Raw genomic sequence first — 13,471 nt, forward strand, 5'->3', positions numbered from 1 at the left:
CTGCGGCATCCTGTTCAATCCGGGTATAATGCATATTCAATTCGGTAGTAACTGGTTATAACCTCCATCGATCTAACTTGGTGACACTACATATGTCTCGTGCCATTCCTAACAGCCGATTGATTTTGTTTGTGGTCAACGATGCCGGATTTTTTCTCTCCCATCGTTTGCCACTGGCCTTGGCGGCAATGGAACAGGGCTATGAAGTGTGTGTTGCAACACCGCCGGGTGATGGTGTGGAACAGATCAAGGCCGAAGGATTGCACTATAGGCAGGTTTCGCTGAGCAGAAGTGGTGCAAATCCCCTGGCCGAACTCTGGACAATCTGGAATCTCTACAGGCTCTATCGGGAACTGCAGCCGTTAATTGTTCACCATGTGACTATAAAACCTGTCCTGTACGGCACATTGGCCGCACGTGTGGCCAATGTCTCAGCAGTGGTGAATGCGATTTCCGGGCTTGGTTTTGTTTTCCTGGCACGTAGCTGGTTCAGCGCCATGGCGCGCTCTGCAGTGTTGACCAGTTATCGCTGGCTATTTTCCCGCAAGCGACTCTGGGTCATTGTGCAGAACCGGGATGATTACGATTTCTTGCTGGATAAAGGCTGTCTGACCCGGGATAAGATTGAATTGATACGGGGTTCAGGAGTTGATGTGGAGCATTTTGCCATGTCTCCGGAGAGAGATGAGACGCCCCTGGTGGTACTGCCAGCGCGTATGTTGTGGGACAAGGGGGTTGGTGAATTTGTTGAGGCTGCTCAATTGTTACACAGCATGGGAATCAAGGCCCGATTTGCCCTGGTGGGTGGTATAGATCCTAATAATCCCGAGTCTGTGCCTGCCGAACGGCTGGCGGAGTGGGCCAGGGAGGGTGATGTGGAGTGGTGGGGTAATCGCCAGGATATGCCAGCAATCTACAGCCATGCTCATATCGTCTGCCTGCCCTCTTATCGAGAGGGGTTGCCAAAAGTACTGCTGGAGGCGGCTGCAACGGGGCGGGCCATCGTCGCCACCGATGTCCCGGGTTGTCGTGAGGTGGTCATTGAAGAGAAGAATGGTCTGTTGGTACCCGCCCGGCAGAGCAGGCATCTGGCAGAGGCGCTGCGACGTTTGATTACAAATCCAGCCCTGCGTCAGTCCATGGGTCAACAGGCCAGGGAAATGGCGGTAGCGGAGTTTTCCATCCACTATGTCGTTGAACGCCATTTGGATATCTATCAACGGGCATTGATTCAATGAAGAGTGTTCTGGTTACAGGAGCGAACGGATTTGTCGGTGAACATCTTTGCCGCTATATGCTCACCAATGGGTATCAAGTAAGGGCCGCGCTGCGTGAAAACAGTTCACGCTGGGAATTATGCGAGCAAGCCGCGGTGGGAGAGATTGAGGGCGCTACAGATTGGCGCACTGCCTTGGAGGGTATGGATGCGGTTGTCCATCTGGCTGCCCGAGTACATGTCATGCAGGAGTCTGATCCCGATCCCCTGGCTGCCTTTCGGCGCGTGAATGTTGCGGGCAGCAGCGCCCTTGCCCGTCAAGCGGCTGAAGCCGGTGTCAAACGCTTGATCTATATGAGTAGCGTTAAAGTGAATGGCGAAAGGACAGAGGGACAACCCTATAGCGCGGACGATCCAGTGCATCCGCAAGATGCCTATGCTATTTCAAAGTGGGAAGCGGAGCAGGCATTGAAGCAGATTGCGGAGCAGATGGATCTGGAACTGGTGATTGTGCGGCCGGTCCTGGTTTATGGTGCCGGAGTGAAGGGAAACCTAGAGCGTTTGATGGCACTTGTCAGGACAGGTGTGCCTCTGCCGCTGGGTGGGATCACAAACCGTCGCAGTCTTCTGAGTATCCAGAATCTACTCGATTTCATACGCTGCTGCATTGACCACCCGGATGCCGCCGGTGAGGTGTTTCTGGTCGCGGACGGAGAGGATCTGTCGACACCCGAACTGATTCACGAACTGGCGCATGTCATGCAATGCAGGACCCGACTATTCCCTGTGCCGTTGACGCTGCTGCGTTTTGCAGGATGGCTGACCGGGCGTTCCTCAATGATAGCGAGGTTGACTGAAGACCTTCAGGTGGATCTCGCAAAGAACAGAGCTAAACTGGGCTGGTCACCGGTGATTGGTACGCAACAGGCCTTGCTGGAAATGGTGAGCGCTGAAAATGGCTGAGTCGCTCCATTTGTATTGGGTGATGGCGCTGAGTTTTTTAATCTCCCTGGGATTGACCTGGCTTGCGCGTGCCTATGCCTTGCGCCGTGGTTTGATGGATCAGCCGAATAAGCGAAGCTCCCACATGGTTGAGACGCCTCGTGGAGGAGGGATCGCCTTTGTTCTGGTCTACCTGGCGATCCTGCTCTGGTCCATGATTTCCCCATTTACAACCGGCGAACATAGTGATCAGCTCTATCTTACACTACTCATGGGTGGTGGCTTGGTAGTAGTGATCGGGTTCGTGGATGATCATCGTCATGTTGCCGTCATACTGCGTTTCGCTATCCATCTCATTGCCGCAGTTATTGCGGTGACACTGTTGCAGATGCCTAGCATTGATCTCTGGCCGGGTTTGACCTTGGATGGATGGTGGCTCAAGACAGTGAGCGTATTTGGATTGGTTTGGCTGCTGAATCTCTACAATTTCATGGATGGTATCGACGGGATTGCCAGCCTCCAGGGGATTAGCGTGCTGTGTGGTGCGACCTTGATTCTGATATTCAATCATGCGGCTTCAGAGGCGACTGACTGGTTGCTGGTGCTGGCGGCGTGTATGGCCGGCTTTCTATTCTGGAACTGGCCTCCGGCAAAGGTCTTCATGGGAGATGCAGGAAGCGGATTCATCGGTTATGCATTGGGTGTGTTTGCCCTCTATACAGCCGATGCCTATTCTATTTCCCTATGGAGCTGGCTGATCCTGCTGGGCCTGTTCGTTGTGGACGCTACTTGGACCCTGGGGGTGCGCATGCTGAATGGTGAAAGATGGTACCAACCCCATGCCAAACATGCCTACCAGCATCTGGCCCGGAAAAGGCAGTCTCTGTGTATCAGTAGCGGCGTATCGGCGGTACGCTGTCGTACCCTGGCCCATCGATGGGTCATCCTGCATGGCCTGCTGATCAACCTGCTATGGCTGTTACCATTGGCATGGTTTGCTGCGGTATACCCAGGTTACGGATTGCTGTTGACCCTGGTTGCCTTCGTGCCCCTGCTGATCCTGGAAAGATTACTCGGGGCGGGGTATGAGTAACTAATCTTACCTGCTCTCTTCAGGTTCTGATTCCAGCTTCCTGATCCGGTACTGTACCTCTTCCAACAGCTTTCGGTTGACGCTCAACAGATCGGCGATGAATGCTACCAATATGGTTTGAAAACCAATCCCCATCATGACACCGGCCAGGACGACGGATTGTATATGTCCCGTACCATTACCAAACAGATAGAAATAGAGGAAGCGCAGGCCCAGGATCAAACCCATGCCGAACAGAATTAGTCCGGTGATGAGAAAGAAACGGAATGGTTTATAGACGACAAAGATTCGCAGTATGGTGACGATGGATTTCTTGATGTAGCTGCTGATGCTTTTCACCAGTCTGGATGGTCTGAGGTCCTCATTGACCTCCACCGGCACCGATGTTACCGCCATCTGCTTTATGCCGGCCTGGATAATGGTTTCCAGGGTGTAGGTATACTCATTGAACACATTGAGTTTCATCGCCGCATCGCGACTGAAGGCCCTGAAGCCGCTTGGCGCATCTGGGATATCGGTGTGACTTACTTTACGCACCACGCTGCTGCCCAGGCGTTGTAACATCTTTTTGGTGAAAGAGAAGTGCTCTATCATCTGGATTGGCCTGGCGCCAATCACCATATCCGCTTTTCCCTCCAGAATCGGCTGGGTCAGGCTAGGGATATAACTGGCATCATATTGATTGTCGGCATCCGTATTGACTATCACGTCGGCGCCTTGCCTTACACAGGCATCCAAACCCAGCATGAATACCTTCGCCAGTCCCTGGTTCCGGGTGTAGCCGACGATATGGTCGACCCCGTGATCGATGGCTACTTGGCGGGTGGCGTCGGTGCTGCCGTCATCGATTACCAGCCATTCCACTTGGTCAAACCCCTCTACCTCTCTGGGAAGTTCCGCGAGTGCGAGAGCCAGGGTTTGTTCTTCGTTGTAGCAGGGGATCTGTATTATCAGCTTCATCGTATCGGCACTCACATTGTCTCATCCATGAAGAGTGTTTATTCCACAACGGGGTTGAATAACGGTTGCCGCACAGGGGAAATTTAACAAAATTGATGAAAATGTGTTAATTTCCGCGATTTGGTACTTAATATACCATTTCTTGTCGGTTTGGAGATGTAACTTAGCATGGATGGGCTGAAAAAGTGATTTTTTTAATTGCTTTCATGGACTCTCGATTGGTGAATGGAATCATGCTATCAGCATCCGCTGTTAATGTCTGGGCATTCATGGCCGATAAAGAGATACTTGGCTAGTTGGCATTGAATGTCGGATATGAATCAACATAATCTCGAAATATTCAGTCAGAGTTTGCGGCGGGTGACTGTGTCAGCGGACTTTTACGACTGTTTTTATGACAAATTTATCAGCCGATCTGATGAAATCCCTGCGTTTTTCAAGAATAGGGACATGGCGCAGTTGAAAAAGAAGTTGAAAGATACGCTCTTCATGCTTGCTGAATCCGCTGAGGGAGGGCCCGGAGTCAAGCTCTATATCGAGATGTTGGGGCGCATACACAAGCGCTTGAATGTGCAACGCAGACACTTCACCATATGGGAAGAGGCGCTGTTGGAGGCGGTGAAGACCTATGACGATGAATTCGACGACAAGGTACTCGCTGCATGGCTGGATGTGATAGACAATGTCATTGAAAGGATGTTTGCCGCTCTCGATGAAGCAAGAATGATCGCATCTTAGCCAAATAGGCTAAAATCAATATAATGTAGACCGCCAAGATTTTCACACCTTAAACAGTATGAAAACAAGAATCACCCAGGTTGAAACCGAGTATGCCTGCCTTTGGTTCTATCCCGAGGTCGGTATCATCCACCATCAATTTCTGCAACCAATTTCCGGCGACGACTTCAGGTCCGTGTTGATGTCGGGATTGCGCTTGATGCAGGAGCATGGCGCACAAAAATGGCTCTCCGATGACCGGAAGAACTCCATCCTTCCTGCTGAAGATAGCGCCTGGTCCCAGGACTACTGGTTACCTCGAGCCTACCAGGCCGGATGGAAATACTGGGCTGTCCTGCCACCAGCCAAGGCGCGTGGCCAAATCAATATGAAACGGTTGATGGAATTCGTTGGAGAACAGAGAAAAGTCCTCATCGATGTCTTCTCCGATCCTGACCAAGCCTGGCAATGGTTGGCAAGTCAATCGGCCGAATAGCTTAACCGCTAGCTCCCGTTACCAGGGATTGGGGGGTGTGGGAATAAGGCGTTACATCTTTCTGTCAGCGGCTAGCTGCGGTATCCTTCCGCGGTATCAGGCTCCTTTGAGAGGCTCGGGGCAAACCCCTGTGAGGTAGGCCCAGCGGTTTACCCCGTTTATCAACAATCCAGTCGGACCATATCATGCAGAAAATCTACGATCCTGCGGCCCTCGAGGCAGAGGTGCAGGCATATTGGGAAAAAGAGAAGACCTATGAGGTCGATGAGGACCCCACTAAAGAGAAATTTTACTCCCTCTCCATGTTTCCCTACCCCAGCGGCAAGTTGCACATGGGGCATGTGCGTAACTACACCATTGGTGATGTGATCGCCCGCTATCAACGCATGCTGGGTAAAAACGTACTCCAGCCCATGGGTTGGGATGCCTTCGGCCTGCCAGCGGAGAATGCGGCGTTGAAGAACAAGGTAGCACCGGCTGGCTGGACCTATGACAACATCGCCTATATGAAAGGCCAGTTGATTCGGCTTGGTTTTGGCTATGACTGGCGCCGGGAGCTGGCAACCTGTCAGCCCGATTACTATAAATGGGAGCAGTGGCTGTTCACTGAGCTGTATAAAAAGGGATTGGTCTATCGCAAGCATGCCGTGGTCAATTGGGATCCGGTGGATCAGACGGTACTCGCCAATGAGCAGGTCATCGATGGCCGTGGCTGGCGCTCCGGGGCCGTGGTTGAGCGGCGTGAGATTCCACAATGGTTCGTCAAGATCACCGACTACGCGGATGAACTGCTGGATGAGATCGATAACCTGGAAGGTTGGCCTGAGCAGGTGCGAACCATGCAACGCAACTGGATCGGTCGCTCTTTTGGGGTGGAGATGGTGTTTGATATCGAGGCATCGGATGAGGCCCTGACTATCTATACCACACGCCCGGACACCCTGATGGGCGTCACCTATGTCGCCGTTGCCGCTGAACACCCTTTGGCATTGCAGGCGGCTGACACCAATCAGCAACTTGCGGCTTTTATTGAAGAGTGTCGTCAGGGCGGAACGTCCGAAGCGGAACTGGAGACGATCGAGAAAAAGGGTATCCCGCTGGGTATCAATGCCATCCATCCGGTAAGTGGTGAAATGGTACCGGTCTATGCCGCGAATTTTGTCCTCATGGGCTATGGTACAGGGGCGGTGATGGCGGTTCCGGCCCATGATGAGCGGGACCATGCCTTCGCCCTGCAATACGGTATCCCGATCAAACAGGTGATCCATCCCAGCGAAGGCGATAATCCGGACATACAAGCTGCGGCCTATACCGAGGCGGGTGTCTTGCAGGACTCGGGTCCCTTCAATGGACTCTCATCCGCCGCCGCCTTCGATGCCATAGCGGAGTGGCTGCAGGAACGGGGCAAAGGCCAGAAGACCAAGCAGTACCGGCTGCGTGACTGGGGTGTTTCACGCCAACGCTACTGGGGTGCGCCAATCCCCATGATTCACTGTGAGACATGCGGAATTGTTCCAGTGCCGTTGCAAGATCTGCCGGTGCGCCTGCCTGAAGATATCGTCTACGATGAAAACACCATCAATCCGATAAAAAACAGTCCTGCCTTCTCCGCCTGCAGCTGCCCCCAGTGTGGCGGTGAGGCACAACGGGAGACAGATACCTTCGATACCTTCATGGAGTCGAGCTGGTACTACGCGCGCTACACCTGTCCGGGTGCCGATGCCATGCTCGATGAACGGGCGGACTATTGGTTACCTGTCGACCACTACATAGGCGGTATCGAACATGCCGTACTGCACCTGTTGTATGCCCGTTTCTATCACAAATTGTTACGCGATGCCGGACTGGTGAAGAGTAATGAGCCGTTCACACGCCTGTTGACCCAGGGAATGGTGGTGGCCGATACCTACTATCGCGATCAGGAGGATGGTTCCAAGCACTGGTATAACCCGACCGAGGTGGAAGTCCAACGTGATGAGAAGGGGCGTCCGCTCGCTGCGCGGTTGAAGGAGGATGCTGGGCCGGTTGCCATAGGCGGTATCGAAAAGATGTCGAAGTCGAAGAACAACGGGGTCGACCCACAGACTCTTATCGATCGCTATGGTGCCGATACGGTTCGACTCTACACCATGTTCACCTCTCCCCCCGATCAGTCCCTGGAGTGGAACGATGAAGGGGTTGAGGGCGCGTACCGTTTTCTTAAACGTCTGTGGGCATTGGCGGAGGTTATTCTCGCCAAGCCGATGGCGGCGGACTCGACGCCGGTTGAGTTGGATGAATCCCAGAAGACAGCACGGCGGGAAATCCACGAGTCATTGAAAAAGGTCCTGTATGACTATGAGCGTCAGCGTTTCAACAATGTGGTCTCCGCCTGCATGGGGATGATCAATATCCTCTACAAGCTTGGAGATAGCGCTGCCGACCTTCAGTTGCTGCGTGAAGGCGTCTCCCTGGTGCTGAGATTGCTGGCCCCGATTGCACCCCACATCACCCACCGCTTGTGGTGTGATCTGGAGTATGGGGATGAGATACTCGATAGCGAATGGCCGCAGCCCGATGAGGCAGCCCTGAAACAGGAGAGTCTGCCTTATGTGGTGCAGGTGAACGGCAAGGTTCGAGCAACCATACAGGTAGCGACGGATGCCGAGAAACCGGCTATCGAGGCACTGGCGCTGGCAAATGACAATGTGCAGCGCTTTATTGGTGACAACAGGGTGCGAAAGGTTATCGTCGTACCCGGGAAACTGGTGAATATCGTTGCCAAGTAATTCAATCCGGTTTCGCCAGCAGCTGTTGTGGGTGGTGTTGATATCCACCCTCGTTACAGGGTGCGGTTTCCATCTCAAGGGGTATAGGCAACTCTCAACCGCGCTCAACGGCCTGTATATCATCGGATTCGAGAAACCTGAGAGCCTGGCGGCTGTTCTGCATGACAATCTGCAGGGCAGGGGTGCGGCATTGGCGCCGGAACTGGCGGCTGCCAAGCTCAGTATTGAGATCCTAGAGGAAAAATTCACCAGCAGGGTGCTGTCTGTGGATGCCGGCGGTAAGGCCCTCGACAAAGAGATGCAACTATCCGCACTGATTCGCGCCAGGGTGCCGGGGAGTGGCGAAAAAGGTGTGGAGCAGCAGTTGGAACTGCTACGTCAACTCAGCTTCAGTGGCGACGATGAGTTGGGTCAAAGAAACGAAGCCGATTTGATGAAGTATGATATGCGAAACGAGATGGCGGAGCAGATAATTCGTCGCCTCGAAGCCATCAAATAGCTGGCGATCATCAGCACAGGTCACACCATGCGTCTGCGAACTGAACAACTGGCAAACCATCTGCAGCAACAGCTCGCCCCTGTCTATCTGCTGAGCGGGGACGAGCCCCTGCAGATGCAGGAAGCAGCGGATGCGATACGGCATGCGGCCCGTGAACAAGGCTACAGCGAACGGGAAATCCTGGATCAGGGGGGTGGTTTTGACTGGTCGAGTTTGCACAATGCCGCTGAAAGCCTCTCCCTGTTTGGTGATAAGCGTCTCCTGGAACTTCGTCTCAGCAGTGGAAAGCTGGGTGCGGAGGGGGGGAAGTCCGTCAGCGCCTATTGTGAACGCCCTGCAATGGATACTGTGCTGTTGATCACCCTGCCCAAGTTGGATCGGGCCCAGCTGAACAGCAAGTGGTTTCAGGCGGTTGAACGGCTGGGTGTGGCGATTCAGATCTGGCCGGTCGAAGGAAGGCGTCTGATGCCGTGGATTGAGCAGCGACTGCGACGTGCGGGGTTGATTCCCGAGGCGGGGGTGGTAGAGATGCTTGCCGATCGGGTAGAGGGTAATCTGCTTGCGGCCAGCCAGGAGATAGAGAAGTTGCTGCTGTTGTATGGCCAGGGTGTGGTTAGCCCGGAAAAGCTCATCGAGGCCGTGGCCGATAGTGCACGCTTCGATGTCTTCAGCCTGGTCGATACCCTGCTCGATGGGGATATCAGCAAGGGATTACGTATCCTGCAGGGGCTGAAGGGCGAGGGTGTTGCCGCCCCGGTGGTGCTTTGGGCGGTAAGCCGGGAGATTCGTCTGCTTGCCGAGATGGGATTTGAGTTGAAGCACGGCGGGGGGGTGGACCAGATTATGGCAAAACATCGTGTCTGGGACAGACGCAAACCGATCCTGCGAAAGGCATTGCAGCGGCAGGTGGATCATTGGCAGGGATTGCTTGCGGATTGCGCAATTGCGGACAAGGCGATAAAAGGTCTCCATCCCGCGGATCCCTGGTTGTTGTTTCAGCAACTTGCCCGGGGAATGGCCGGATTACCGCAGATGTGACCTGTTCCTCACCCTGTTCAAGTAGTGATTGGCCTTAAAAGAACGAAATTCTTATTTGTGAACCAGGTCAAGCCATTATTTCTCCCGGCGTTGTCTGATCTGACACCCGGGCCCATCAGGGGCTTGGAATCCTATTCTCATCAACAAGGAGCAAGTGATGACAAAAACCACTATGAAACAGGTGATTGCAATTTTTGCGGTGGGCGGTGTATGTAGCGCCGTAGCCGGGGAAGATGCCTTCATAAAGTTGGATAGCAATGCCGACGGTTTCATTTCAGCTGAAGAGTCGATTGTGAATGAATCGCTTTACAACGGCTGGTCGGCCGCCGATGCCAACAACGATGGCAGAATCGATGCTGCCGAGTTCAGCGCCTTTGAAGTCAACAGCGACAAACAGGGACAGAAGGAGTAATCCTTGGCAGCATGTCGGCTGGGAATTAAAGTTGTTATTCTGTGATTGACTTCACTTAATTTCTAGTCCCAGAGTTGTCTCATGAATTACCGGAGGGCCCCTGGAATGAAGGGCTTTTTGGATCGAAAATCATTACATTCCGTTAAGGAGATTACGATGAATAAAAAAACTATCCTCAAGTCTGCACTAGCTCTGGCAGCAGCAGGTTTTCTTACTACCGCAATTGCTGGCGAGGATGCTTTCAGCAAACTCGACGCCAATGCCGATGGTGCCATCTCTTCTGAAGAGGCTACCGCAAGCGAGATGCTCTATAAGGGCTGGGAAACCGCTGATGCAAATCAGGACGGTCAGGTTGATGCGGCCGAATTCAGTGCATTCGAGGCCACTAGCAGCGCACCTGAAGGTAAATAACTTTGCTAGGTATGTGTGACCCCGCTCAGGGGGTCGCAATGCCGGCAGCCAGCTTTGTCTGGTTGCCGGTCTCCACCCTGGCCAGATGGCAATGACTCAACTGCAGCTGGGGTGGTTGAGTGGAAAAGATGAAGGGTGCGGTCTTCGACAGTGCACTCAATCCCAGAATCTGGCGGGTTTTGCCGGGAAACACCGCAACGTCCACCTCATCCAGTAGACACTCTTCGCCAATTCGTACATTGGTAATCGTGTAGACAGGCACACTCAACACGTCTCCATTGGCCAATATGCCCTTCAGGTCCCGTAGATAGCGTGGACTGCCGTTGGCCTGGAGTTCACTCAAGGTGGCCTCGTTGATCGTCATGTAGCTGGAGCCGGTATCGACCATGAACTCTGTCTCGGGCATGTTGCCGATCTTTCCGGCTATGTAGTAGGTGCTGGCTCCCTTGGAGTACATGGGTACATCAAACACGAACTGCTCCGCCCACAGCTGACCGCTATAGAGGACTATCCACATAACGCTTAGTAGTGCTTTGATCATGGCTGTAGGCTTTGCTCATTGATTATCTGTCTTACTACATAAGATCGGTTAAGTGCTCTCGAACTTAAGTAATTTGGTAGCCGAGGGTGACAATAATTCCCACACCCGTTGTCAACATACTGCAGACAACCCCTGCCATGGCTGCCGTATATAATAAATTACCTCAATATATCAATGAGATATGGTGTCGTTAGCAGGGGGGCAGGGCAGGTCCTGCATCTCCATACATCAATAGTGGTTTTATCGATCCGAGGTTTCCGCCGTTTGGGGCTTGGATATCCAGGCTGTGTTTCCGGGCCAGGCAGGGCGTTATTTTGTTCGAGATTTGTTAAAGTTAACGGTTTAACTGGTCTGCTTGCCCTGACCGGTGCTGCAGTTTAAACGAGATAAGCATACGAACATGTCAAAACAGATATCCGATGTCGCCAGCTACATGCAGGTGCTTGGCCAGGAGGCGCGTCAAGCCTCAAGGGTGCTTGCCAGCGCCACAACCGCGCAAAAGAACAACGCTCTCGAAGCCATTGCCGATGAGCTGGACGCCTCCAGAGATGAGTTGATGGCAGAGAATGTAAGGGATTTGGAGGCAGGTGCGGAGAAGGGCCTGGATGCTGCCCTGCTGGACCGCCTCGAGCTGACCCCCGGGCGCATCGATAGCATGACCGAGGGATTGCGTCAGATTGCCGCTCTTCCCGATCCCATCGGCGAGATCTTCGATATGAAATATCTCCCAAGCGGGATCCAGGTGGGTCGGATGCGGGTGCCCTTGGGTGTCGTCGGTATCATTTATGAATCGCGTCCAAATGTCACAGCTGACGCTGCGGCACTCTGTTTGAAATCGGGCAATGCCGCGGTTTTGCGGGGTGGCAGTGAGGCCTACTACTCCAATCAGGCGATTGCGGGTTCAATCCATACTGGCCTGCAAAAGGCGGATCTCCCTGAGGCCGCGGTACAAGTGGTTGCCACTACCGACCGTTCCGCAGTGGGCAGGATGATCACCATGCCTGAATCGATCGATGTCATAATTCCCCGTGGCGGCAAAGGCCTGATCGAGCGTATCAGTCAGGAAGCCAGAGTACCGGTAATCAAACATCTGGATGGGATCTGTCATGTCTATATCGACGATCAGGCCGATCTGGAAAAGGCATTTGCAGTGGCCATGAATGCCAAGACGCAACGCTATGGCACCTGTAATACCATGGAGACCCTGCTGGTGGCGGATGGGATTGCAGAACAGTCCCTGCCAAGGCTTGGTGAAGCCCTGATAGAGAAGGGGGTTGAACTGCGGGGTTGTGAACGTACCCGTGAGCTTATCGCCGATTGCAAGCCGGCGAGCGGGGCTGATTGGGATACTGAGTATCTGGCGCCGATACTCTCCATCAAGGTGGTCGACGGCCTGGGAACGGCCATAGCGCATATCAACCGCCACAGTTCCCAACATACCGATGCCATCGTGACCGAGAACTACACCCGTGCCCGCCGTTTTCTCACCGAAGTGGACTCCAGCTCGGTAATGGTCAATGCCTCGACCCGTTTTGCGGATGGTTTCGAATATGGGTTGGGTGCTGAAATCGGTATTTCCACAGACAAGTTCCACGCCAGGGGGCCGGTCGGGCTGGAGGGCCTGACGTCGGTGAAGTTCATCGTGCTCGGTGATGGCCACATCCGTCGTTAGCCTTATATGGCCCCTGACATGATCGGTGTCTTTGGCGGGACCTTCGATCCGATACACTTTGGCCATCTGCGCACAGCGCTGGATGTGATGCAGTCTGTCGGTCTGGACGAGATCCGGTTTATCCCCTTGCATAACGCTGTTCATCGGGATCAGCCTGAGACCCCGGCTGAATTGAGACTCGAAATGGTGCGTCTCGCAATCAGTCAACAACAGGGCTTCGTTGTAGATGAGAGGGAGATACGACGTACCGGGGACTCCTACACGGTGGAGACCCTGGCCAGCCTGCGCGAGGAGCAGCCTCAGAGGTCGCTATGCCTGTTGTTGGGAATGGATGCCTTCAACGGTTTCGCCGATTGGTATCGCCCGGATGAAATTCTGCGCCTCGCCCATATCATCGTGATGCAGCGCCCAGGGGAGGAAGGCCCCAAGGACTCCCGGGTAAAAAGGCTGCTCCATAGGTCTCAGGCCAACACGCCGGCGCAACTCAGGACAGAGGATTGCGGCCTGATACTGCAGCAAGCGGTAACCCAGCTCGATATTTCCGCCAGTCACATCCGCAGTTTGCTAGTCCAGGGGCAGACGCCACGCTACCTGCTGCCTGAAGCGGTTTTGCAACTCATTGAAAACAATCATCTATATCGGGTGGATCATACAAAATAGCGACAATAGGTTATGCTTGTCCATGAGATTGGGTAAAATCGCTGCT

14 protein-coding genes are annotated in these 13,471 nt (G+C 53.6%); 12 read left to right on the forward strand and 2 right to left on the reverse strand.

Annotated features, from left to right (window positions below; translation table 11 throughout):
* The first annotated feature begins 92 nt into the window (after positions 1-92).
* Genes R2K28_RS00465 through R2K28_RS00475 form a run of 3 tightly spaced genes read left to right on the forward strand, consistent with a single transcriptional unit; the run spans position 93 to position 3,251 of the window.
* The gene (locus tag R2K28_RS00465) at positions 93-1,238 is read left to right on the forward strand and encodes a glycosyltransferase family 4 protein (protein ID WP_316367475.1); all 1,146 of its coding nucleotides are present in this window, start codon (positions 93-95) and stop codon (positions 1,236-1,238) included.
* A complete protein-coding gene (locus tag R2K28_RS00470) occupies positions 1,235-2,179 on the forward strand; it encodes a UDP-glucose 4-epimerase family protein (RefSeq protein ID WP_316367476.1) in 945 nt (314 codons plus the stop codon). The genes R2K28_RS00465 and R2K28_RS00470 overlap by 4 nt, the downstream gene beginning before the upstream one ends.
* Complete coding sequence (locus R2K28_RS00475) at positions 2,172-3,251, forward strand: MraY family glycosyltransferase (protein ID WP_316367477.1); 1,080 nt, start codon at positions 2,172-2,174, stop codon at positions 3,249-3,251. Before R2K28_RS00470 ends, R2K28_RS00475 begins: the two co-directional genes overlap by 8 nt.
* 6 nt (positions 3,252-3,257) lie before the next feature.
* On the opposite strand, the gene R2K28_RS00480 is transcribed toward R2K28_RS00475, so the two are convergent.
* A complete protein-coding gene (locus R2K28_RS00480; protein WP_316367478.1) occupies positions 3,258-4,211 on the reverse strand; it encodes a glycosyltransferase family 2 protein in 954 nt (317 codons plus the stop codon).
* A 450-nt stretch (positions 4,212-4,661) separates the two neighbouring features.
* On the opposite strand from R2K28_RS00480, the gene R2K28_RS00485 reads away from it, so the two are divergent.
* The 7 genes from R2K28_RS00485 to R2K28_RS00515 all read left to right on the forward strand — a co-directional run bounded on the left by R2K28_RS00485 (position 4,662) and on the right by R2K28_RS00515 (position 10,552).
* A complete protein-coding gene (locus R2K28_RS00485; protein ID WP_316367479.1) occupies positions 4,662-4,949 on the forward strand; it encodes a globin in 288 nt (95 codons plus the stop codon).
* 58 nt (positions 4,950-5,007) lie between these two features.
* Positions 5,008-5,424, forward strand: coding sequence for a hypothetical protein (locus R2K28_RS00490; RefSeq protein WP_316367480.1), 417 nt, complete (start codon positions 5,008-5,010; stop codon positions 5,422-5,424).
* A 185-nt stretch (positions 5,425-5,609) separates the two neighbouring features.
* Positions 5,610-8,192, forward strand: a complete 2,583-nt coding sequence (gene leuS, locus R2K28_RS00495) for a leucine--tRNA ligase (RefSeq protein WP_316367481.1) — start codon at positions 5,610-5,612, stop codon at positions 8,190-8,192.
* On the forward strand, positions 8,182-8,691 hold the full coding sequence (locus tag R2K28_RS00500) for an LPS-assembly lipoprotein LptE (protein ID WP_316367482.1): 510 nt from the start codon (positions 8,182-8,184) through the stop codon (positions 8,689-8,691). Before leuS ends, R2K28_RS00500 begins: the two co-directional genes overlap by 11 nt.
* Before the next feature lie 27 nt (positions 8,692-8,718).
* Positions 8,719-9,729 (forward strand): DNA polymerase III subunit delta, encoded by a 1,011-nt coding sequence (holA, locus tag R2K28_RS00505; protein ID WP_316367483.1) that lies wholly within the window; start codon positions 8,719-8,721, stop codon positions 9,727-9,729.
* A 157-nt stretch (positions 9,730-9,886) separates the two neighbouring features.
* Positions 9,887-10,141, forward strand: coding sequence for a hypothetical protein (locus R2K28_RS00510; RefSeq protein WP_116476188.1), 255 nt, complete (start codon positions 9,887-9,889; stop codon positions 10,139-10,141).
* A 156-nt stretch (positions 10,142-10,297) separates the two neighbouring features.
* Positions 10,298-10,552, forward strand: coding sequence for a hypothetical protein (locus tag R2K28_RS00515; protein WP_316367484.1), 255 nt, complete (start codon positions 10,298-10,300; stop codon positions 10,550-10,552).
* A gap of 25 nt (positions 10,553-10,577) precedes the next feature.
* Here the strand turns inward: R2K28_RS00515 and R2K28_RS00520 are convergent, their stop codons facing one another.
* Positions 10,578-11,093, reverse strand: coding sequence for a retropepsin-like aspartic protease (locus R2K28_RS00520; protein WP_316367485.1), 516 nt, complete (start codon positions 11,091-11,093; stop codon positions 10,578-10,580).
* A 400-nt stretch (positions 11,094-11,493) separates the two neighbouring features.
* On the opposite strand from R2K28_RS00520, the gene R2K28_RS00525 reads away from it, so the two are divergent.
* Together R2K28_RS00525 and nadD are read left to right on the forward strand one after the other, a co-directional pair.
* Complete coding sequence (locus tag R2K28_RS00525; protein WP_316367486.1) at positions 11,494-12,765, forward strand: glutamate-5-semialdehyde dehydrogenase; 1,272 nt, start codon at positions 11,494-11,496, stop codon at positions 12,763-12,765.
* Positions 12,766-12,771: 6 nt separating this feature from the next.
* Complete coding sequence (nadD, locus tag R2K28_RS00530) at positions 12,772-13,425, forward strand: nicotinate-nucleotide adenylyltransferase (RefSeq protein WP_316367487.1); 654 nt, start codon at positions 12,772-12,774, stop codon at positions 13,423-13,425.
* Positions 13,426-13,471: the final 46 nt, after the last annotated feature.

The organism is Candidatus Thiodiazotropha sp. CDECU1 (genome assembly GCF_963455295.1).
In the GTDB taxonomy this organism is placed as follows: domain Bacteria; phylum Pseudomonadota; class Gammaproteobacteria; order Chromatiales; family Chromatiaceae; genus Thiodiazotropha.